Source organism: Desulfallas sp. Bu1-1 (assembly GCF_015594625.1).
Lineage (GTDB): Bacteria > Bacillota > Desulfotomaculia > Desulfotomaculales > Desulfallaceae > JADNRQ01.
This window is the reverse complement of sequence record NZ_JADNRQ010000017.1, coordinates 42,331-64,538: the sequence shown is the minus strand read 5'-3', so window position 1 is coordinate 64,538 and position 22,208 is coordinate 42,331. Positions and strand designations below refer to the sequence as shown.

The following is a 22,208-nucleotide window of genomic DNA, read 5'->3' as shown; positions in this document are numbered from 1 at the left end:
TGGGGTTATTCTATCCTGCGTGCTCACCATAAAGGGGCAACAATCTGTGGTGCACCTGGTCGTTGGGATCTGTCTAAGTCACGGGCTCGCAGCACCAAGGAAACACGACCTCCCTTCGCCAGCCGTAGGGGAATAATTCGATGGGTAATAATTTTCATCCTTCTGCTGGTGCCGCGTCAGCGGCATGTGTGTCTAAATGAAATGACCATAATGAAAAAAAGTAAAAAATCATACCATGCAAAGTTCCTTTTTGTTAAAATAAAATTAGCCGGAGGCAATAGTCTTCATATCAATAATTTATTGATTTGCCAAATTATTTTTAACAATCGTCCCCGGCATGACGAAAGCGATATATAGCTTTACCAACAAAAATCAAATAAGCAGGAGATATCAAACATGCCCGAAATACTAAGTTTTTCGAGAAACCGGTGCACCAGTATCGAGCAGGTGGACGACCGGACCTTACGGTCAACCTGCCGGACCCGGGACAACCTTATGGATGCCGGCGTTGAAATCACGGTCAAGCTTCCCGACCTGGAGCTCACCCGGGTTAAATGCACAATGACAACACCGCACCAGGAAGAAAACCCAATTCCCCGGGATGACCTGCAAAAACTAATTGGTTCAAGGGTGGGTCCCGGCATCAAAAAAATCATCTGGAGCGCGGTGGAACGCTCTCCTTACGCGGAGCAAATCGCCGCCATGCTGGATGAATGCTGCAACGGTATCATTCTTTCTTTTACCAGGGATGTATTAATCCAAGCGCCCAAGGACCAAACGGGTGAAAAGGAGTTTTTTGCCGGGATGGTCAGGGCCAATCCCCGTTTGTACAACAGCTGTGCCGCGCTCGCGCCGGACAGCCCCCTCATGGAGTTTCTGGAACTGGACAAGAGTTCATTCTGTGGAGGTAAAGATGCTTAAATTTATTCGCAATAAACTGGCGAGTGTTTACAGGAAGGACAAGCAAACCCTGGCGGTGCACGGCATCATGGAAGACGATATTTACGGCCTGGAGATCGACCTGGACATTGCTCTGCCGGATTTGGAGATTACGGCCATCCGGGGCAAGTGGAACCGGATGGAAAATTCCCAGTGCCCGCGGGCCATACCTTTTTTGCAGGAGGCCGTGGGATTCCGGGTGGTGGATGAAGATTTTGACCGCAAGGTACAGAAGATTGTAGGTCGCAAGGCCTGCAGGCATTTTGCCGACCTGATCCTGGAATGTTGCAGTGCGGCAAAAGATGCCGCACGGGTGATCACGGTAGGTAATCAAAAGCAAGATCAGCCCGGTATTGGGGTTGACGAGCTTTTCGCCAAGCCTGCCGCCGGGGGACCCGCGAAAAATGCCGTCTCGGTTCAAGAAGTAGATCACCCGCATACCCCAAAAGCCGGCGATGCAATGGTCATCGACCTGCATGTCCACTCCCTCCCCGCCTCGCCCTGCAGCAATATTTCCATTGAGGAAATCATCGAAGAAGCCAAGGCGATCGGCCTGGACGGAATTTGCCTCACCGATCACAACCACTTGTGGGATGCTTATAAGGTGGAAAATTTAAGACAGCAGCACGGTTTCCTGATCCTGAGGGGAAACGAAATCACTACGGAGCAGGGTGATATACTGGTTTTTGGCCTGGAAGAAGAGATTGAAGGTGTGATCAGGCTGGAGGAACTCAGGCACAAGGTGCTGCGGGCGGGCGGCTTTATGATTGTGGCCCATCCTTTCAGAGGTTTTCTGACCTTCGGGATGAACTACCTGGGCCTGACGAAGGAAAAGGCCATGGAAAGGCCGGTTTTTCAATGGGTGGATGCCGTGGAGGTTCTCAACAGCAAGGTTTCAGAGGAAGAGAACCGTTTTGCGGCACAAGTGGCGGAAGGCCTGAACCTGCCGGTGACCGGCGGAAGCGATGCGCACGGTTCCGGAGAGGTGGGCTTGTATGCCACCCGGTTCCCCTGCCGGATCCATAACGAGCAGGATCTTATCGCCGCGTTTAGAAAAGGGGGTTTTTCACCCGTCACTTTCAGAAAAAAATAATTATTGGACGCCAAGGGGCGGAGGCGGTGAGAAGAAAAGTTTGGTTCGCCTCCATGGCAAAGTGAAAGGAGAACAATATGCAAGCCAAAAGAGACTGGGAAAAGATTATCCGGAGAATGGAGCTGTTGCTGCGGCTCAAGTCGTTTCCGGTAGCTTTCAAGATGCTGGAAAGCAAAACGGAACTGGAGAAAATCCCGTTCCTGCGCCGCGCGACCAAAAAAGTCACCCTGTGCCAGCTGATCACACTGGTTAGAAACTTTGACTGGACGGTCGGAGCCGAACTGTCCGATTTTCTCTCCCCGACCTGTCCGTCCATACTGGGCTTGACAGATATTCCCGAGTTTTACAGGGACGGAACATTCCGCAGCATCGTCTGGGTCAAGACCCGCGAGGACGCCAAGAAATACGAAGCATCCATCCCCCGGCTCCCGCTGGGAAGGTACGAGGCGGTGGCCATGGCCCCGCTGGTATATAACCCTTTTGAGCCCGATATCGTACTGTTCTACGCCAACCCGGCCCAAATGATGCTTTTGATCAACTCCCTCCAGTTTGAAAATTACGAAGTCATGCATTTCCATTGTGTGGGCGAATCTTCCTGCTCCGACGCCATCGCCCGGTGCTACCTCACCGGAAAACCTTCCCTGACCATTCCCTGTTATGGAGAGAGACGCTACGGTCATGCCCAGGATGAAGATCTGGTGATGGCTGTACCGGCGGGCATGATGGAAAAGGCCCTGAGAGGCATGGAAGCCCTCTACCGCAGGGGAATCCGCTATCCCATCAGTTATGCCGGGGCCGAGCAGGATCTTACAAATGCTTTTCCCGGTTCCTACGGCAGCCTGGGACAGCTGGAAATGATCAGGGGCCGGGATAACCGTTTGCTTCTGGGTGTAACCGGGGGCATTGCCACCGGCAAAAGCACCGTGGTGGGAATGCTCAGGGAAAAGGGCGCGCCTGTAATCGACTTCGATCTCCTGGCCAAAAAAGTGGTGGAACCGGGTCAACCGGCCTGGAAGGACATTGTAACTTATTTCGGGGAACAAATTCTCCAGGAGGACCGGACGCTGGACCGCAAGAAGCTGGCGGATCTCGTCTTCCGGGATATTGAGAAACGCAAGAAACTGGAAAGTTTCACCCACCCCAGGATCAATGAGGAGTTCATCAAAGAGCTGAACGAGATCGTTTCCCGGGACCCCAATGCAATCATCCTGGTGGATATACCACTGTTGATTGAACTCAATCTCCAGTACATGTTTCACAAGCTCCTGGTGGTCTATGTCCCCACGGAATTACAAATCGAGCGGTTGATGAAACGCGACGGCATCAACCGTGAGGAAGCGCTCAACAGGCTAAAGGCCCAGCTCCCCATCGAGGAAAAGGTGGGTTACGCCGACTTTGTCATCAACAATGCAGGTTCAATGGAAGAGACACAACAGCAGGTTGATGAACTCTGGGAAAAACTGAAACAGATCCAGAAAGCGAAGGAAGCGTGAACGGGTGGTGGCCAACCACATTATTAAAATCACCCCGTAAAGACACATTATTTAAAAATTTAAGGTACAAACAATTGTTCTAGCTGGTTAATTGGGGTAATACGCCAAGAGTAATTGTAATACTCAAGTTCCATATTTACTATAATTAACAATTTAGCCTGGTGCCAATCCAAGGTTTTGGCCGCTTGCGAAGCCCTTTACATGGAGTGCGGCCTGTGTTAGCCTGTTTGGGCGGGAGGCCCAAGCACAGCGTGGCCTCCCCGCCGGCCTCCCGGAATATTACCGAAATACCTAACCAAAAAAATGAACTAGTCTTGGTGTTAAATCCGTTCTCTGTATTTTCCAAAGCCAGGTTCGGTTAAAAAAGTCGATCCTTAAGCTGTTTTTCCTCCAAACCGGAGATTCCCTTCCTTATCCAATCACAAACGGATGCCTTTTTCCTCTCTGTCAAAACGATAACTTCGACCACCTACCACTATAGCAACATTTTCAAAAGCATGTTTCACGGTAACCACGGCTGCAGGGCCGGCCACCACCCTGGTGGGTGTCCCAACTTTGGAGCCTACTTCCCCCAGATGCACATCTCCACCGGCCTGGATCTAATCGGCATGGAACCCACCGGCCACTACTGGAAGCCCTTAGCATGGTTTCTCCAAGAGCAGGGTTATACAGTGGTGATAGTCAACCCCTATCAAGTTAAAAGGCGGAAAGAGGAAGTAGATAACTCCCAACCAAGAACGACCGTAAGAACTTTTATGAGTATTTATTTGGTAAGTTGATACTTTTGGCATACGAAAGTTGGATGAAAAAGCTGCATAATTACCATTTTATGATGTACGATCGATTTATGAACCAATTGAGGACGTCACAATTGACCCATTGACCCATTAACTGGTTGTAAGATATAATTTACTTTGGTTACCCCCTTTTCGGACAAATTATTACCTGTACCGCGGACGGCGGCAGTTTGTCTCAGGGTGATGTTTCCAAGTCTTATTGGGCCATAAAGGGCCCCAAAAAACGAAGGAGGTTTACAAAGATTGTTGAGGAACAAGAGCTGGGTCCTGTTGCTGGCACTGGTTTTGTTGGTGACGGTAGCCCTGGCAGGTTGCGGCGGACAAAAACCGCAACCCGCTGACAGCGGCTCGAGTACCAAGGCGCCTGAAAAAGCGATTGTCTACAACCTGGGCGCCGAACCGGAAACCCTGGAACCCGCCATGCAGATCGGCGCCCCCGAGGGAACGGTCCTGATGGCCCTGATGGAAGGCTTGTACCGCTACAATGCTGACAGGAAACTGGTTCCCGGAGCGGCGGAAAAAGTGGACATCTCCCCGGACGGCAAGAAGTACATATTTACCATCCGTAAAGGTATGAAGTGGACCAACGGTGACCCGGTGACCGCCCACGATTTTGAGTATGCATGGAAGTACCTGCTGGACAAGAACACGGCAGCCGATTACGCCTACCTGGCTTACTGCATCAAGAACGGCGAGAAGTTCAACAACGGTGAAGTTACCGCCGATCAGGTGGGCGTCAAAGCCACCGACGACTACACCCTGGAGGTGGAGTTGGAGGCTCCCACCCCGTACTTCCTGGATCTGACCGCTTGCTCCAACCTGTTCCCGGTCAACAAGAAGGTGGCGGAAGCCAACAAGGAATGGCATACCAGGCCGGAAACCTATGTGGGCAACGGCCCCTTCAAGCTGGCGGCCTGGGAACACCAGCAGAAGCTGGAACTGGTCAAGAACCCGGATTACTGGGACGCGGCAAACGTCAAGCTGGATAAACTGACCATTATCTTGGTGGAAGACGTCAATACCATGCTGACCATGTTCGAGAGCGGCCAGATCGATGTCGCCGAAGATGCGCCCGTGAAGGACGTCAAGCGGCTGCTGGCGGACGGGACCGCCGTGGCGCTGCCGGATCCCAGCACCTACTACTACATCCTCAACACCAAGAAAAAGCCCCTAGATAACGTGAAGGTCCGCCAGGCGTTGAGCATGGTCATCGACCGCAAGGCCATCGTGGAGAACGTCACCCGGGCCGGGCAGAAGCCGGCTACTGGTTATGTGCCATTTGGCTTCCCGGACCTGACTCCCGACAAGGACTTCAGGGAAGCGGGCGGGGCGCTGATTAAGGAAGACGTGAACAAGGCCAAAAAACTGCTGGCCGAGGCCGGTTACCCCGACGGTAAGGGTATGCCCGAGATCGAGATCCTGTATAACAATAGCCCTAACCACCAGAAGATCGCCGAGGCCATTGCCCAGATGTGGAAGGATAACTTGGGTATCAAGGTCAAACTGGCGGCCCAGGAGTGGCAGGTTTACCTGGATGCCCTCGACGCCGGCAACTTCATGGTGGCCCGGGGCGGCTGGATGCCGGACTACAACGATGCCATGACCTTCATGGACGTGCACGTAACCGGCGGCGGTAACAACCACTCCTTCTGGAGCAACAAGGAGTACGACCGCTTAATCGCCGGGGCCAAGAACACCAACGACCAGAACATCCGTATCAAAAACATGCATGAAGCCGAAAGGATCTTGATGGATGAAATGCCGGTGATCCCGATTTACTTCTACGTCAACGTCACCATGTACAAACCGTGGGTCAAAGGAGTATTCGTCCCGCCCTTCGGCGGCTACCAGGAGTTCAAGTGGGCGGACGTCGAGGGAAAGAAATAACGCGACAGTTTAACAGCTAATATGTGGAGGGGGTGTACATGTCCTTATGTATGCCCTTTTCTTTCGCTCAAAGGAGTTCACATAATTCAACGCCAAACCCGGTAACGGGAAAGGGGGATGTGCCGTCCCATGGTTCGTTTTATGGTGCGGCGGCTGGCCATGGCGCTGGTCTCGTTATTCTTTGTGGTCACGTTAACCTTTTTTATCATGAAGGCGATCCCCGGCGGCCCCTTCGCCAGCGAAAAGTCGTTGCCTCCCAACATTTTAGCGGCCATCAACGAAAAATACCATTTGAACGATCCGCTGTGGAAACAGTACGTGGATTACCTGGGCCGTACCGCCCGGTGGGATTTTGGCCCTTCATTTAAGTATCCAAACAGAACCGTCAATGATATTATCAGGGATGGGTTTCCTGTTTCCGCCGCCGTTGGCGCCATGGCGGTGGGGCTGGCCCTGGGCGTGGGCCTCCTGGCAGGGGTGATGTCGGCTTTAAAACAAAACCACTTCCAAGACTATGGCACCATGGTGCTGGCCACCTTGGGGTTTTCGGTCCCCAGTTTTGTGATGGCCGGCTTATTACAGTATTTTCTGGCCTACCGGTGGCAAGTGCTGCCCCCGGCCTTATGGGGCAGCTGGAAAAACATCGTAATGCCTGCTCTTGCGCTTTCAGCCTTGCCTACCGCCATGATCGCCCGGCTGATGCGATCCAGCATGCTGGAGGTACTGCAGCAGGATTACATTAAAACCGCCCGCGCCAAGGGGCTTTCCGAGCGGGTCATCATTTACCGCCACGTACTGCGTAACGCCATCCTGCCGGTAGTAACTTACCTGGGTCCGCTGATCGCCGGGGTCTTTACCGGCAGCTTTATCATCGAATCCATTTTCGCCGTTCCGGGACTGGGGCGGTGGTTTGTGCTCAGTATCGCAAACCGGGATTACACCGTCATCATGGGGACGACGGTTTTTTACAGCCTCTTTCTGATAGCCATGAACCTGCTGGTGGACTTAGCTTACGTGATCATCGATCCCCGCATCAAGCTGGTGGACAGGAAGGAGTGATGGCCTGATGGAGATATCCCGTGACTTGTTTCAACCCATAGCCCAAGGGCGCGAGGATGCTGAGGCCATCGTCCGGCCCAGCACCACCTATTGGCAGGACGCATGGCGCCGTTTAAAGCAGAACAAGGGCGCCATGGCCGGGCTGGTTATTATCATCCTGCTGACCGTCATGGCCATTATCGGCCCTTGGATCTCACCCTATACTTATGATGCCCAGCAACTAACCGCCGAAGGCACTAACCGGCTCCCCGACGCCACCCACTGGTTTGGTACTGACGACCTGGGCCGCGACCTGTTTACCCGGGTATGGTACGGGGCAAGGATCTCGCTCTTGATCGGTTTTGTTACCGCCTTGGTACAGTTTTTGATCGGTGTTACCTATGGGGGTATCTCCGGCTACCTAGGGGGCTGGGTGGACGAGATCATGATGCGGGTGGTAGAAGTCCTTTATGCCGTACCTTTCTTGCTTTATGTTGTATTGTTGATGGTCCTGATGGAACCAGGATTGAAAACAATCCTGATTGCCCTGGGGGCGGTTTACTGGTTACCGATAGCCCGCCTGGTCCGCGGCCAGGTGCTCTCTCTTAAAGAGCAGGAGTACGTGCTGGCAGCCCGCGCGTTGGGAGCCAGCCCATGGCGCATCATATTCCGCCACCTGATCCCAAACAGCATGGGCCCCATCCTGGTGTACACCACGCTGGCCATTCCCGAAGCCATTTTTGCGGAAGCTTGGTTGAGCTTCCTGGGGCTGGGCGTTTCCGCGCCCATTGCCAGTTGGGGCTCACTGATTAGCGACGGTATTGCCAGCATTCGCCAGTACCCTTTTCAATTGTTCTTCCCGGCTTTCTTCATCAGCTTGACCATCCTGGCCTTTAACATTTTCGGCGACGGGTTGCGCGACGCCCTGGACCCGCAGCTAAGGAAGTAGGAGGTGTTCTGGTGGCAGCGCTGTTAGAAGTAAAGGATCTGAAGGTTTCCTTCTTTATTCACGCAGGAGAAGTGCAGGCGGTGCGCGGAGTGAGTTTCACCCTGGACAAGGGGGAGTCGCTGGCCATCGTGGGCGAGTCGGGTTGCGGTAAAAGTGTGACCGCGCAAACCATCATGCGCCTCATCCCCACCCCGCCGGGCCGGATCATGGATGGCTCCGTCAATTTTGCCGGTCAGGATCTGGTGAATCAACCGGAGAAAGGGATGCAGCGGGTGCGGGGTAAAGACATCAGCATGATCTTCCAGGATCCCATGACATCTCTAAACCCCACTATGACCGTGGGCAACCAGATTGCCGAGGTGGTGCGCCTGCACCAGAAAGTGGACGCGGCGCAGGCGCGGGAACGGGCGCTGGAAATGCTGCGGTTAGTCGGGTTGCCCAACCCTGAGCGGTGTTACAGTCAGTATCCTCACGAATTTAGTGGCGGTATGCGCCAGAGGGCCATAATCGCCATGGCCCTTTCCTGCGAACCCAAATTATTAATCGCCGATGAGCCCACTACCGCCCTGGACGTGACCATTCAGGCCCAGATCCTGGAGTTAATGAAAAGCATGCAATCCAGGTTGGACACGGCCATTATCCTGATTACCCACGACCTGGGCATCGTGGCCGGCCTCTGTCACCGGGTGCTGGTGATGTATGCCGGCCGGGTGGTGGAAAGCGGCAAGGTGGAAGACATCTATTACCGTCCCCAACATCCATACACCTGGGGTCTTCTCAAGTCGGTGCCCAGGCTGGATGCGGAGAGCAAGCGCCGGCTGGTGCCTATCCTGGGACAGCCCCCCGACCTGATCAAGCCCCCTGCGGGTTGTGCCTTCGCGCCCCGGTGCAACCACGCCATGCGGGTGTGCTTGGAACATGAGCCCCCAGCTTTTCCGGTAGAGGACGGCCATCAGGCCTCCTGTTGGCTGTTGCATCCACATACTGCAGGCGTTGGGGCGGCCGCCGGTTTGGAGGTGATATCGTGAAGCAGGGTGAAGTGCTGGTCGATGTGAGAAATCTGAAAAAGTACTTTAACATGTCCATGGGGTTCGTCAAGCGGCAGCGGCCGGTGTTGAAGGCGGTAGACGACGTCAGCTTCAGCATTGCCCGCGGAGAAACCCTCGGCCTGGTGGGAGAGAGTGGATGCGGTAAAACCACGCTGGGCCGGACCCTGCTCCGCCTCTACGAACCTACCGCCGGCAAGGTTTTTTACAGGGGACAAAATATTTTCGCCTACAACCGGGGAGAAATGCAGCGTATCCGGCGGAAAATGCAAATCATTTTCCAGGACCCGTACGCCTCTCTTAACCCCCGCATGACTGTCAGCGATATTATCGGCGAGCCCCTGGACATCCACGGTCTGGTCAGGGGGGATGATCGCAAGGAAAGGATTCACGAACTGCTGCGGCTGGTGGGGTTGAACCCTGAACACGCTGCCCGCTTCCCCCACGAGTTTAGCGGCGGCCAAAGGCAGCGTATCGGCATAGCCAGGGCGCTGGCGGTGGAGCCTGAATTCATTATCTGCGACGAACCCATTTCCGCCCTGGATGTCTCCATCCAGGCCCAGATCGTCAACATGCTGGAGGAGCTGCAGGACAACCTTGGGCTCACCTACCTTTTTATCGCCCATGACCTGGCGATGGTTAAGCACATCAGCGACCGGGTGGCGGTGATGTACATGGGAAAGATAGTGGAGCTGTCAGAGAGCCGGGAGTTATACCGGCACCCGTTACACCCGTATTCCCAAGCGCTGCTGTCCGCTGTCCCGGTTCCCGACCCGCAGGTGGCCAAAGGCCGTCAGCGAATTATTCTGGAGGGAGATGCACCCAGTCCTATCGACCCACCCGGCGGCTGTCGTTTCCGCGCCCGGTGCCCCAGGGCAAAGGCTGTTTGCCAGGAGCAAGAACCAACCCTGAGGAACATGGGTGGAGGGCATCAGGTTGCCTGCCACTTGGTTTAGCATTGGGGAATCCCAGCCCTGGCCGGCTGGGCGCTGTGGAGGAATAGAAAGGGTATGATTCAACATCGCCGGAACACAAAAGTTTTCTCCAGCGCTCAAAACGTTCAACGTTTTAAGAATTCTGTTTGCAGGATAAATGAATGAGGGAGCAATATTGTATTCTTAGGCCTTGACTTCCCACCCTTGCGTCAAACTGGGAGGAAGCCCCCGATGGGATCGTTGGCGCACTACCCAGCTCCGCCAAGCTTGACAGAATTTACGTTAAATGGCAGCCTGGCGATTATGTTCATCAGCCACTTTCAGTACTACCATTGTGATATCGTCCTTCTGCGGTAAATTTTTCGTAAAGTCCGTGACCCTTTGGAGGACATGATTTTCTATCTCCATTGCCGGGCTGTCCGTATACTGGACCAGAATTTGCCGCAGGCGCTCCAAGCGGAAAGCCTCCCCCCTTTCATTTCGTGCTTCTACAATCCCATCCGTGTAAAAAAACACGTAATCAGCATTATTCAATTGAATTGAATGTTCCTCGTACAGTTGATGAGGCATCCCTCCCAACATGATTCCCTTCCCCGGTAGTGGTTCACAGCTTCTCGTCTTCCCTTTTACAATCAGAGTAGGATTGTGCCCGGCATTAGCATAAGTAAGGATTTTTGACTGCGGATCGTAATCAGCGCAAAAAACAGTGACAAACGAACCCAGTGCCTTGAAGTCATCGTACAAGATGCGGTTCATGATCGTTAGCGTTTCTCCCGGACCTCTCCCTTTTTCCGCCGCGTTTCGAAACGCACTTCTTGTTAACAACATCAACATAGCTGCTGGAATTCCCTTACCCATCACATCCCCAATCACGATCCGGAGTTTTCCGTTCTTTAGTATACAGAAATCGTAATAATCCCCCCCGATCGAGCGAGCAGCAATCGATGTGCCCGCAACCTGTCCACCCACGAATTCCGGGGCTCTTGTATTTAATAATTTGCTTTGAATTTGCTGGGCTAACTGTATTTCTCTTCTTAAGGTATTCTCCGCATGGGCTAATTGATTAGACCGCTTCTGTAATTCCTGCATCCCCCTTGTTATCACATGAAGGCTGACAGAAAAAATACATAAACAGGCCAGTATCAAAAACGGCGCCATCCGGTAAAAAGAAACCAACATCACACCAAGGAAAAGCAAAGATACGTAACATATCCCGCTATTCTTCCATTCAATTCCTTTCTTGTTAACCATATAGCTGCTGAGCAACAATGTTCCGTACAAAGAAGCCACCGAGGCGATTACGCCGGTATAAAACGTAAGACTGCCATATGGTATACTGCCAGTTAATAAATTAATCATTCCCATAACGATGATCAAAAACACCCATTTAAACCAAAAAAACCGATGACGCCAAGTCTCCTTAGGGTGGAGAATGATCTGTGTAACGGCAACGGCCAGCATGATAAATGAGGCTTGAACAACCGGATAATGCAAAGCCATAATCCCGGCGAGAACAGGAAGTAATGATAATCCCTGAACTATTTCAATTTTAAAAAACCACCCCGTTAAAAGCAGGCCAGTTAAGTATAACAATAAATACATCCAGGTTTCCTGCCAACTGAAAATAATCGTGGAGGCTCCGAACAATCCGCCAACCGCTAACAACACACTCATGTACCTTGCGCGACCTGAAGCTCCCATCTTAATTAGCCCCTTTCTGCAAGGCCTCAATGATTTGAAACAATCCCACCGTGTTAAGAAGTTCAGATATATTCTCATTGGCATTTTCGAGGTTGACAGTAAAACCCCGTTCCTGTGACAGGCGAACGACTTGAAGAATGGCACCAATCCCGCTTGAATCGATGAATTCAAGCCCGGCCATGTCAAGGACCAATTCAGAGATACCGGAAAGTTGTTCCGTTTGACTGTTAAAAGTATCCACGGTGGAGATGTCCAATACGCCTTCTAAACTGAGCCTTACAGTCTTTCCTTCCAAACGGGATTTTACGTTAAGCATAACGTACATTCTCCTCTTTAAGTGTCGTAATATTGTTAGTAACTACCTTTTCTGGCGTATCAACCAATTTTATCTCTAACACGATGGTTGTACCTCGGGGACCGGTACTTAGGACAATGCGATCCATCGTCTTTAGAAGTAAACTGAACCCCCATCCCACAGAGTGCTTGGTCGAGTATCCGGCCATCAGAGTTGTCCTGGGAAGTTCGGATAAGTCTATGCCGCTTCCATTATCCGACACGAAAATTCGGAGAAGATCACCAACCATATAAAGGCTCATTTGTCCCTCTGTCGCATGTTTCAATACATTGGTAACCGCTTCGGAAGTACCGAGTAATATGTTATATCTAACCTTAGGCGGGAGAGGACGAGACTCCAGTACCTCCTGCACCTGCCGGCGGCAGTTGGCGACATCCGTTTTCGCAAGGATGGGGTGACTGGATATGTGTACCCCTGTTTTCAACAGCTCAATTTCCTTTTGTTCCACCAGCAAGAGTTTTCCCTGTGTTACCGAATAGATCACTTCACGATAAAGGTTTCGAACTCGTTCTTCTTGTTTTTTCTCATATTCGAGTATGTCAGTCACATCAAAGAAGATAACACTAACCTCATCGCCAGTAGGAACACAGTAGATATCATATATCTTACCAGATTGCGCTTCTTCGAGTATTTCCCGCACTCCGCCCTGTTGTATGCGTGCTTTTTCCACCAAAGTAATTACTTGCTCCCGGCATGGAATATCGATGGAATCTCCTGCCTCATTTCTAAACTCACCATTATTATAATGTACGATTAGAGACGCACCAAATTTATCCAACAGTTGTGACTGGTAAACCCTTTTACGCGCTTCGCTGATCACGAGGTTTTCGATCAGTTTCTCTTCAATGGTGGCCGGCATGGCCATTTCTCTTGGCTCCTCCTGTAAATCAGCAATCCCCAATACAATTTCCACCACCTGGGGGTCCAGTTTGGTTCCCGCCAGTGCTGCGAAATCAGCTGGGGTCTTCTTCTTGTAAAAAATGTGGTCGTATTGATCAGCAGCAGCAATAATCCGGGCTCCCAGCGGTATACGCTCTCCCGATATACCAGCAGGGAACCCTGTGCCGTCCCAGCATTCATGGTGGTAGCGAATATACTCGGCGGCCTTGGCTAACCCGTTTATCTCCTTTACCATATCTGCACCAATTTCCGCGTGTTTGCGATATTCCCTTTCTTCTTCGAGGGTAAGCGGCCCTCGCTTTTGAAAGATTTTTTCCTCCAGGTAGGCCTTGCCCAAGTCGTGCAATAGGGCCGCATAATGAATTGCATCAATTTCATCCTGGGATAGTTTCATCTTTTCCGCCATCTTGCGGGCTATCCTGCCAACCCTGGTGGCATGTCCTCCACTGATAGACAGTTTGTTTTCAGTTAATTGAGTGAGTGATTCCATGGTCGTTAAGTAGGTTTTCCGCAAGTTGATGAATAAGGCAAAAGCATAGCGCAGGGCCAGGAAAGCTACAAAAACAAATAGCGCTTCAATCCAGAACTGCAGTTGATCATGTGGCTCATAGGAAAGAGCCAGACGCACGCTCAAAAGAGAACTGACTAAATATATGAAAACGCCGTCTTGGACCATTTCAATCCAAGTGGCGAAGTATTTTCTTTCACTTAGCCTGGAGATTATGACCGAGAGCAATGTAAAGTTGAGCAAACTGTCAACCGCAATGGCGAAAAGCAGCCGCGGAATATCAGACCAGTGAAAATCTCCCGGCACACCCCCTACCCAAACATAAGCGTACCCTGCGGCAACAATACAAATAATATACTGGCTTGTATTATATAAAAATTTAATTCTCTCGCTTTTAATCAATGGAATACTGACTAAAGAGATGATAATCTCTATTACTACCGCTTCTGGAATGCCGTAGACGGCCATTACCACGAAAGCGAAGATAGTGGAGCCTGAAAATATAGTTCCGTTTGGTAATTCAATATCAAATTTTTCCAGCACCCCGGCTATGATGCCAATCGATAGTATTGCCGGCAAAAATGAAATTTCTATTCGCAGCAAGAAAAATGATAGAACAGCCATGCCAGTAATTGTGACCAGGTATATGTAGGTTTTTAAGTATCGAGGCATGACCGTTCCTCCTTTCTATTGGAGCGTAAAAGCAGTACATTTAAAAATGGGGCGTAGATCAACTTCTTGGTTCCTCGACATCCAGACAATTGCGTTAAAGGCTGATTATTTTAGCGCCATGGAGCTCTAGCAATGGCGGCCAGTACCATGGAAGCCACGGTCAGCCAGAAGAAGACCTTCTTCACCATATCACCCCCCCCCGGCTGAATTGCTTCACCCTAATGATCTACGCCCCAAAGTTTGAAACACAATGGCTATACTGTTTTAACCATTCCTTTGTAAATAAACCATGAGACGCCCAGCGTCACCGCAATGTCGCCGGGGCTTACAACCATGCTGCTGAAAACAAAAGGAGGACGCAAGGGAATGACGTCAGCTAAATACGGTAGAAGGGTGGATTCCGTCAGCGGTTGGTGTTTTGTCACCCCTTCCACTAGCACAGGTATGTATGAGGATAAACCCGCCCACTCCAGCGCGTCCAGGGATACGGGCATCCTGCCGCCATTGGCGATTATCACAAAGAAGTTGAGTAAGGTGCCGAGAATAAACAGTTTAATACCCGGGAGGTGGCGATTGCACCAGCAACCGTAGATTAGCATTAAGTAGGAAACAACTACCCAAAAGGCGAAACTCTGGTTTATAAACGAAACGCGATGGTAAAAAAACATCACTATCAACTGCAGCAATAACCCGGATATAATCATCCACTGCTTCCTTATTTCGGTTTCCGACAGGCGCCGCAGTGACCCTTTTTTAAGAAAGGCAATGGTGATCACCGGGATTAGAAACTCGTAAATCATCGGGTCCTCTCCTTAATTGCAGTAGTCAGTACGGCCCGGGATGATCTAGAATGGTGAGCGTTTAAAGTGTTCCTCGCCCAAGAAGGCCGGTACACCCATCACATCCAATATTTCATAAACGTCCTCATTAAGGTTGCAGACGGAAAACGGCTGTTGGTTCTGGCTCAGGTCCCTCCAGATAGCCAGGAGACTTCCCACACCAGTAGAATCCACGAATTCCAAACCAGCCAGGTCGAAAACAACCGGCCCGTTAACAGGTTTATGTTTTTCGTAAAAAGCTTCGAATTCAGATACGGTGGAGAAGTCAAGTTCCCCGGCTACCCTCAAGACGGTGGCTTGATCTTCTAAACTAACGGATAAAGACAACACGCTGAACACCTCTGGACCGTTTGTAAATTGCTTCATTGCTATATGCGCCCTTCTTCACCCCGTGATTAAACTATTAGCCCCGGGTTGACCGGGGCTTCTTAAAAACGGTTAACACCGGCAACCTGGCGATCATGGCCTTATCGGCTACAGACCCATGGCTTTGCGCCCCCGTCTTTCGGCGGGTTTGCCAAAATTAATTGTCAACTTAATCCTAAGTTTAATCTTTAATTCAACAATTCAACTGTGTTTGTTTAATTCCTTCTTGAACAGGCAATTTTCGATTATTTTTCCTTTACATTCCGGTTCCATCTATCGAAAAAGCTATGGATTTTGAAAAGAAATAAGTTTGTCTAAAAAGATTTCAATAGCTCTAGCCTGAGGGGGTTCTTTAGGGCGTAAGGGACCCCATACTCGCTAGACAGTTGGGCGAGAGTTTTCTCTTCGCGGAGAATTTCCAGGACAATTTTCGTTTTAAGGTCCGGTGAATAACTCTTGCGAACAGACATTTGGTTCACATTTGGTTCTTAACCTCTAACACTTGGTTGTGATAGATAGACTAGTAATATTTCTCAAGCCAGAATTCCTTTGGCCCTGATGTTTCCTTCTTTATCCAACCAGAGGCGGATGCCTTTTTCCTCTCTGTCAAAACGATAACTTCGACCACCTACCACTATAGCAACATTTTCAAAGGCATGTTTCACGGTAACCACGGCTGCCGGGCCGGCCACCACCCTGGTGGGTGTCCCAACTTTGGAGCCTACTTCCCCCAGATGCACATCTCCACCGGCCTGGACCTCACCCCCGCGAAATACACCGGATATGGTCACCTCCTTACCTGCCTGGATTCGTGAATTGTAACAACCACTGCCCACCACCCGAACACCGCCGGTAGCTATAATAGTAGAATTGAGAATGCTTGACGCCACTACGTCACTTTCTGAAGATGGCAGATATGTAAAGGTCTGTTTCCATTCCGCGGCCCGTTTGGCCAGTGTTTCTATCTCCGTAAGGTCACGTACGGCCAAAGGGGTATGAACCACTACCCGTTCTACTACCCGAATAAAATCACCCAGGCTATCACCGGCCAATTCCGTGGGCATAATTTTAAGTTGATCCTTAAAGGCTTTTGCAACAGCAGGAAGATGTCGAAATTTCCCCTCCAACAGCAGCTTTACCAGTGGACCGATACCGCGTTTAAGATCACCCTGCTTGAACGCAGGGTGACCCAGCAGCTGCCGGATTGCCATGACCATCTCTTGCAAGCCGTTTGCCAGAGCATGAATCTCCGGTAAAATACTTTGTAGAAAGGCAGCAGTTCCTCCCGCGACTACTACTGATGAAATAATATTACCCTTAATCAGGATAGAACCTGCGGCCTGAACCCTCGCCTCAGAGACCAGCCCCGCCACATTTACATTTCCGCCCGCATCTACCTTCATCCCTTCTTCCACATTACCGGTAATTTGAATGTCACCGTTAAAGACAATATTACCGGATGCCAGGTTAACATCACCATTATGCACAAGTTCAGGTAACACACTTACCTTCACCAAATTGCGCTGGCGGGAAACCACGGGACGCCCGGCCCGGGCCGCTACAACTTGTTTACCGTCGCCGGTCAGCACCGCTCCTTCACCTGCCAAAAGGTTGAAGTCACGGGGCGGCGGCGGCACAATTACCTCACCCTTGACGCTGGTACCGGGACGACACGGCTCAGGCGGGTGTTTGACAGCCAGGATGTCTCCCGCCTCCACCGAAGTAAAAACATAGCGCTCCCGGAAATCCACCGCTTCGTCTTCCCCCGCCAGCACCGGCACCTTGGAATTGGAAGAAAAAAGCACTTCTACCCTGGCGTCTTTTCCAGGTTCGGGGGGAATACCTTGAGCAATAACCACCTCCTCTTCAGCGCAGGTTGTAACACCGCGAGAGCATGCTTTCCAGTCTACACCATAGTTAATCCCCAGCCGGGATAACTCCTGCAATAGTTCGTCCCATGTAAGGGGTGGAAGACGTTCTTCCCGCTCCACTACCGCCAGTTGTAGTTTTCTAGAAGCCGGGTGATCAGCCAGCTCCCGGTGAATTATCACCGTAGGGCTAATCCGCAATATTGCCTGTAGACCATCAGAAGAAATGGTTACAGACCATTCCCCTTCCCTTCGTTCATTCACCACCTCCAGTAGCACCGTATCTTGCATAAATACGGGAGTGGGTTGAGTGAGCTCCCGGCCGTTCACAATCAGTCTTACCCCCGGACAAGGTATCACCACCGGGTAAGGTCCTTCCGGCCGGTGCCGGACAACAAGGCGCCCCTGTTCCACAAAAGCACATGGGCTGTCTGCTTCCCTGTCCGGACATATATTGTTTGCTTCACCCGCCGTTACGGTTAGGAATTCCCGGTTAATCTTCTTTTCCACTCTAAACTCACTCCTAAGCACCGGGGTTTATCCCAAGAACTTCAAGTACCCTGAAAAACCCTATCACTTCCAGGTCTTCTCGAATCAAACCGGGAATGTTAACAATTCTCAGGGTACGGCCCTGCTTGTAAAGGAGCCTGGCCTGGCTTAGGAGCATTCCCGCCCCGGAAGAGTCGATGAATTGAAGTCCCCGGAGATCTACCTCCACCACTTCCTCGGACCGCCGTTGAATTTCTTGCTGCAATTGGTCCACGTTGCTGAAATCCAGTTCACCTTTCACCATCAGGCTTACCATTCCTTTCTTTTGACGGATATTAATCTCCACCCCTGTCACCTGCCTTTTCCGTTAATTTCATAACAACCAGTGTAATGTCATCCCTTTGAGGAATACCTTTGGTAAACTTATCAAGATCAGCCAGGATATTGGTTCTAATCCGTTCTGCATCAAAACCATGGTTAAGGCAAACCACCTCTTTTAATCGCTCCTGTCCGTATCTTTGCTCATCGGGCCCACAGGCTTCCACAACTCCATCAGTGTATAGCACTACCACATCCCCGGCGGCTAAAAAATATTCGTCCATCCCTGACCCGAGATAATCTTCCAACAGGCCCAAGGCAATTCCCCTGCACTCCGCCACCTTGATCCGTCCGCCGGATAGCAGGAGGGGCGGGTGATGCCCGGCATTGACACAGGTGAGGCGCCTGGCTACCACGTCGAAACACAACAGGCAAAGCGTGGTAAATGAGCGGAATTTCCGCAACTCATGTCCTCCCAGCTTATTTAACCGGCGTACCACCTCCAAGGGATGGGGATTTACATTAATACAATCCCGGAGCAATTTGCGAATTTTTTCCATCAAACATGCCGCCTGGAATCCTTTACCCATCACATCTCCGATAGCGGTATATACGATTCTATCGTTTATAGAAATAAATTCAAAAAAATCGCCCCCTACCTGCCCGGCAGGCAGACTGTATCCACTGCATTCCAACCCGTGAACCGCTAATTTGCTCCTGTTTTCTTTGATTACTTCTATCATTCTTCTCCTACCTCTCCTCTTCAGCCGGAGCGCTGTTTTGAGTTAGGAGCCTATCCAGCCCTACTAACTGCATAACCTCCGCCACATCGGGTTGCGACTTCAAAATCAGCATCTGGCCCCCTTTTTGCCGCCAATAATCTTGTATATCCAGCAGACATTTTAACCCGGTCGAATCAACGAAAGTAACGCCCGACAGGTCAACTTCCAGCGTGCATTCCCCCACTTTCCCAACAACCTCTTGCAGTTGCGCTACCGTTTCCATGTCCAATTCACCGTTCAGCACTACCCGGCACACTCCCCGGGCAACGTAAACACCCACTTTCAGCAATAACATCACCTTCCTTCACTGGTCTTGTTTTAACCTATCTGCAGGCACGACGCCAAAGTCCAGGGCCAGGACGGTACCTGACGGTCCAGTATTAAGGTAGAGGTAATCCGCATAGTAGAGCATCAGGGTAAATCCACACCCCAAGGAATTCTTGGTTGAATAATGTTGCATCAGCGTTGCCCGGGCCAATTCGCTGTTTTTGATTCCCGGACCCCGGTCCTGCACAATAATCCTGACTGTATCCCCTGACTGCCTGGCTTGCCAGCAACCGCCCCCCGCATGTTTAAGAGCGTTGGTCAGCGCCTCTGTCAAGCACAAGGTAATCGCGTGCCGCCTGCGACCGTCGAGAACAGGTAAAGCTTCTCGCATTGCCCGGCGGGCTTCCGGAATGTCACGGGTCTGCCCGACCTCACCCTTGGCCAGTTCTGTCCCTTCTGAGACCACCTTTTCCATCTCTTCACCATTCACCAGGTATAACCGGCCCCCCGTTACCGCCGCTATGGCCTCCCGGTAAGCCTGCATTTCCTGCCGGTGCATCCTTCTCTCCTTCTCAATCACCTCGGTGATGTCAAAGGCCAGCAGTCCACCGTTCCTGTGGTCGAACGGCACGCCGTGAAGATCAAACACCTTTTGCCCGTCAGCGCTAACGATCACCTCGCGCCGGTGTTCGACCTGGTTGACAACCTGGCGCATCAGCTTTTCCGCTTCTTCCATGGGCAGGTCCAGGTCGGCCTGGCCCGAAAGGTGGCGGAAGCGCCCCCCTTCATATTTCATCACTTTTCCCACCCGGAGAGCGTTGATTAGTTCGGATTTCTCCACTTCGGCCAGCAGTTTCTCCCTGACCAGGTTTTGAAGATGTTCCGGCAAATGTCGAGAAATCTCCACCACCAGTTCGCCGGTATTTCCGGCGAGCAACTGATATTCCTCGGTGCTTAGCCGCCTGGCAGTCTCCTGTCCCCTGTGTACACACAAGATATCAAAAACGTGAACATCATTTTTCCCCTTGAACGGTACTCCGGCAACCTCGACCCACAAGCTTTCCTGTAACCTCATTACGTACTGCCCGGGAACCGGAGCTTCCGTTTTTAATCCAAATTCCCTGGTATTCAGCGCTAGAATGTAGGCCGGATATTGGTTCCGGCGTTCCCCTTCCAATAATACCTGGACTGGTGGCGAAAGCACCCGGCGAAGGGGGCCAGGCTGAATAAAATACTTGCATTCCACACAAAGACGGTCTGGATTTTTCTCCGCACACTCAAGACACATTCGCATTTTTTCACCACCCTTCTACCTGCGAGCCCCTTTTGCACATCCTTTCAATTGCCAGAATATTGTCAATAAACGGTCCAGCCATTGGCTTTGGGCATATACCAGCGGGTGAGATAAAGTGGCATATGAATCCGCCAATTGAACAAGCCATTGCTTTTCCTTGTCCAGTTGCCTTTCCAGCCTGGCGGGGTTTTGATAAGTATCACTTCGCCAAAAGGGATCCGCCGCCAGGGCCGTTACCAACTTCGGATCAAACTGAGAACCGGCACACCGGTGAACTTCTTTAATTGCCTCGTGCACCTTTAAAGGCGCACGGTAAGGCCTTAAGGATGTCATGGCATCCAGGGAATCGGCCAGTACAATGATTCGGGCGTATAAAGGTATCCGTTCTCCCCTCAGCCCCTCATATCCCTTTCCATCCCACCTTTCGTGATGATAGCGGACCATTTCCACCAAGGGCGTGTCAGCTCCCATTTCTTCTATTAAGGAGGCACCCCGCGAGGGGTGTTCCTTTAATTCAGTCCATTCCCCCTTTGTAAGGGGTCCCGGCTTATCGATAATTTCGCGTTTAACAAACATCTTTCCCACATCGTGGAGGAGCGCCCCGGCTATCATGGTTTCCCGATCCAGTTCGTCTAGACCGAGAAAATTGCATATTCTCAAGGAGAGATTCGCAACATTGGCACTGTGAAGAAATAATCCCGGCCAGGACTTTTTCATTGACATTAAGAGTTCCTCTACCCCCGTTGTATCCAAAGGTACCGCCCCCTTTTCGACTTTTTTTCATCATACTCGAGTATTAGCGGGTGGATACGCTGATAAGAAAAAACGGCAGCCCACCAGCTGCCACAATAGATATTAGAACAATAATAAACCTCTATCGCGGCAGCCTGGCAGTCATACCCCAAAGGGCTACAGACCCATGGCTTTGCGCCCCACCCTTTCGGATGGTTTGCCTTTGGCACAATAAAGTTTTTAATTAGCTAAAGTATAAGATCGTATTGAGCATGGCCGGAAACGCAAGACTGCCCGGCAGGTAAAGCGTTCAACCGTTAAAGCGTTATGTTCATGGAGAAAACAGAGAGAAAAAAATAAGCAAACAAGAACGTGAGAAAAAACGGTGAGAATGCGCCTCGTTAGCAATTGGAAGGGGCGAACAGACAACCTGGGCAGGGAATTTACAAAGGTAAGTAAATAACGGAAGTTTCTTGAGAGCACATAAGTTATGATTACCAAATGGGAGGAATACGGTAATGTCAAATAATGGTAATTATTACATAAAATACCCCCCCCCCCCCCCCCCCGATAGGAACATGTGTTCTATTTGCATACTTCAACGAACTCATCTTTCCGACATCCCTTTCCATTTCTTTTCCTTTCCCCAAAGATTAGACGAAAATTTCCATTCTCCTGCTATCGTTCCACATTTTTCGGATAATGAAGGTCAGCCACAATCCATACCGCAAAGTTCTTATTTTCCCGGACGACGGGCGGGTTCGGGAACCAGCCGGAAGCTGCCCTTTTTTTCTTTCCGGAAGTCAATAAACGGGTCAAAGCGTTTCAATCGCAGGGCATTGGTCACCACCGAAACCGAGCTGAAAGCCATGGCGGCATTGTTCAATATTTTGTCAGCGGAACGGGCTGCGGTAAGGCTATGCAGTTTTTCTGCCGCGTG

At 51.0% G+C, this 22,208-nt stretch carries 22 protein-coding genes, 1 pseudogene and 2 riboswitches; of the genes and pseudogenes, 10 read left to right on the top strand and 13 right to left on the bottom strand.

What is annotated here, in order from left to right:
* The 4 genes from IT084_RS18015 to coaE form a co-directional block, all read left to right on the top strand.
* Positions 1–357, top strand: a 357-nt coding sequence (locus IT084_RS18015; protein ID WP_207744595.1) for a hypothetical protein, incomplete at its 5' end; no start/stop codon positions are given.
* A gap of 39 nt (positions 358–396) precedes the next feature.
* A complete protein-coding gene (locus tag IT084_RS13710; protein ID WP_195713462.1) occupies positions 397–921 on the top strand; it encodes a hypothetical protein in 525 nt (174 codons plus the stop codon).
* Positions 914–2,032: a PHP domain-containing protein gene (locus IT084_RS13705; protein ID WP_195713461.1), complete on the top strand. Its 1,119-nt coding sequence runs from the start codon at positions 914–916 to the stop codon at positions 2,030–2,032. The genes IT084_RS13710 and IT084_RS13705 overlap by 8 nt, the downstream gene beginning before the upstream one ends.
* Positions 2,033–2,109: 77 nt before the next feature.
* The gene (gene coaE / locus IT084_RS13700) at positions 2,110–3,525 is read left to right on the top strand and encodes a dephospho-CoA kinase (RefSeq protein ID WP_195713460.1); all 1,416 of its coding nucleotides are present in this window, start codon (positions 2,110–2,112) and stop codon (positions 3,523–3,525) included.
* Between the two features lie 419 nt (positions 3,526–3,944).
* Here the strand turns inward: coaE and IT084_RS13695 are convergent, their stop codons facing one another.
* Positions 3,945–4,106, bottom strand: coding sequence for a hypothetical protein (locus IT084_RS13695; RefSeq protein ID WP_195713459.1), 162 nt, complete (start codon positions 4,104–4,106; stop codon positions 3,945–3,947).
* A gap of 18 nt (positions 4,107–4,124) precedes the next feature.
* Here IT084_RS13695 and IT084_RS13690 point away from each other — a divergent pair.
* The 6 genes and pseudogenes from IT084_RS13690 to IT084_RS13665 form a co-directional block, all read left to right on the top strand.
* A pseudogene (locus IT084_RS13690) lies at positions 4,125–4,276 on the top strand (transposase); the annotation flags it as partial.
* Between the two features lie 289 nt (positions 4,277–4,565).
* Positions 4,566–6,209, top strand: a complete 1,644-nt coding sequence (locus tag IT084_RS13685; RefSeq protein ID WP_195713458.1) for a peptide ABC transporter substrate-binding protein — start codon at positions 4,566–4,568, stop codon at positions 6,207–6,209.
* A gap of 129 nt (positions 6,210–6,338) precedes the next feature.
* Complete coding sequence (locus tag IT084_RS13680; protein ID WP_195713457.1) at positions 6,339–7,268, top strand: ABC transporter permease; 930 nt, start codon at positions 6,339–6,341, stop codon at positions 7,266–7,268.
* A gap of 4 nt (positions 7,269–7,272) precedes the next feature.
* On the top strand, positions 7,273–8,196 hold the full coding sequence (locus IT084_RS13675; RefSeq protein WP_313885487.1) for an ABC transporter permease: 924 nt from the start codon (positions 7,273–7,275) through the stop codon (positions 8,194–8,196).
* Between the two features lie 11 nt (positions 8,197–8,207).
* Positions 8,208–9,224 carry an ABC transporter ATP-binding protein gene (locus IT084_RS13670; protein ID WP_195713455.1) on the top strand — a complete coding sequence of 339 codons (1,017 nt, stop codon included), beginning with the start codon at positions 8,208–8,210 and terminating at the stop codon, positions 9,222–9,224.
* Complete coding sequence (locus IT084_RS13665; protein ID WP_195713454.1) at positions 9,221–10,198, top strand: ABC transporter ATP-binding protein; 978 nt, start codon at positions 9,221–9,223, stop codon at positions 10,196–10,198. Before IT084_RS13670 ends, IT084_RS13665 begins: the two co-directional genes overlap by 4 nt.
* 261 nt (positions 10,199–10,459) lie before the next feature.
* On the opposite strand, the gene IT084_RS18010 is transcribed toward IT084_RS13665, so the two are convergent.
* From IT084_RS18010 to IT084_RS13605, 12 genes are all read right to left on the bottom strand, one after another.
* A complete protein-coding gene (locus IT084_RS18010; protein ID WP_207744593.1) occupies positions 10,460–11,878 on the bottom strand; it encodes a PP2C family protein-serine/threonine phosphatase in 1,419 nt (472 codons plus the stop codon).
* 1 nt (position 11,879) lies between these two features.
* Complete coding sequence (locus IT084_RS13655; protein WP_195713453.1) at positions 11,880–12,194, bottom strand: STAS domain-containing protein; 315 nt, start codon at positions 12,192–12,194, stop codon at positions 11,880–11,882.
* Positions 12,187–14,313 carry an HD domain-containing phosphohydrolase gene (locus IT084_RS13650; protein WP_195713452.1) on the bottom strand — a complete coding sequence of 709 codons (2,127 nt, stop codon included), beginning with the start codon at positions 14,311–14,313 and terminating at the stop codon, positions 12,187–12,189. The genes IT084_RS13655 and IT084_RS13650 overlap by 8 nt, the downstream gene beginning before the upstream one ends.
* 254 nt (positions 14,314–14,567) lie before the next feature.
* A complete protein-coding gene (locus tag IT084_RS13645; protein ID WP_195713451.1) occupies positions 14,568–15,113 on the bottom strand; it encodes a DUF5317 domain-containing protein in 546 nt (181 codons plus the stop codon).
* Between the two features lie 45 nt (positions 15,114–15,158).
* Entirely contained in the window at positions 15,159–15,518 is a 360-nt protein-coding gene (locus tag IT084_RS13640) for an STAS domain-containing protein (RefSeq protein ID WP_195713450.1), read from the bottom strand.
* A 77-nt stretch (positions 15,519–15,595) separates the two neighbouring features.
* Positions 15,596–15,681, bottom strand: a riboswitch (cyclic di-GMP riboswitch).
* 370 nt (positions 15,682–16,051) lie between these two features.
* On the bottom strand, positions 16,052–17,896 hold the full coding sequence (locus tag IT084_RS13635) for a DUF342 domain-containing protein (RefSeq protein WP_195713449.1): 1,845 nt from the start codon (positions 17,894–17,896) through the stop codon (positions 16,052–16,054).
* Between the two features lie 13 nt (positions 17,897–17,909).
* Positions 17,910–18,221 carry an STAS domain-containing protein gene (locus IT084_RS13630; RefSeq protein WP_313885485.1) on the bottom strand — a complete coding sequence of 104 codons (312 nt, stop codon included), beginning with the start codon at positions 18,219–18,221 and terminating at the stop codon, positions 17,910–17,912.
* On the bottom strand, positions 18,211–18,936 hold the full coding sequence (locus tag IT084_RS13625; RefSeq protein WP_195713447.1) for a PP2C family protein-serine/threonine phosphatase: 726 nt from the start codon (positions 18,934–18,936) through the stop codon (positions 18,211–18,213). Before IT084_RS13625 ends, IT084_RS13630 begins: the two co-directional genes overlap by 11 nt.
* 7 nt (positions 18,937–18,943) lie before the next feature.
* The gene (locus tag IT084_RS13620; RefSeq protein ID WP_243276973.1) at positions 18,944–19,270 is read right to left on the bottom strand and encodes an STAS domain-containing protein; all 327 of its coding nucleotides are present in this window, start codon (positions 19,268–19,270) and stop codon (positions 18,944–18,946) included.
* 9 nt (positions 19,271–19,279) lie between these two features.
* On the bottom strand, positions 19,280–20,536 hold the full coding sequence (locus IT084_RS13615; RefSeq protein WP_195713445.1) for an ATP-binding protein: 1,257 nt from the start codon (positions 20,534–20,536) through the stop codon (positions 19,280–19,282).
* Positions 20,537–20,551: 15 nt separating this feature from the next.
* Entirely contained in the window at positions 20,552–21,289 is a 738-nt protein-coding gene (locus tag IT084_RS13610) for an HD-GYP domain-containing protein (protein WP_195713444.1), read from the bottom strand.
* A gap of 125 nt (positions 21,290–21,414) precedes the next feature.
* Positions 21,415–21,500: riboswitch (cyclic di-GMP riboswitch) on the bottom strand.
* 504 nt (positions 21,501–22,004) lie between these two features.
* Positions 22,005–22,154, bottom strand: a complete 150-nt coding sequence (locus tag IT084_RS13605; RefSeq protein ID WP_195713443.1) for a hypothetical protein — start codon at positions 22,152–22,154, stop codon at positions 22,005–22,007.
* Positions 22,155–22,208 lie beyond the last annotated feature (54 nt).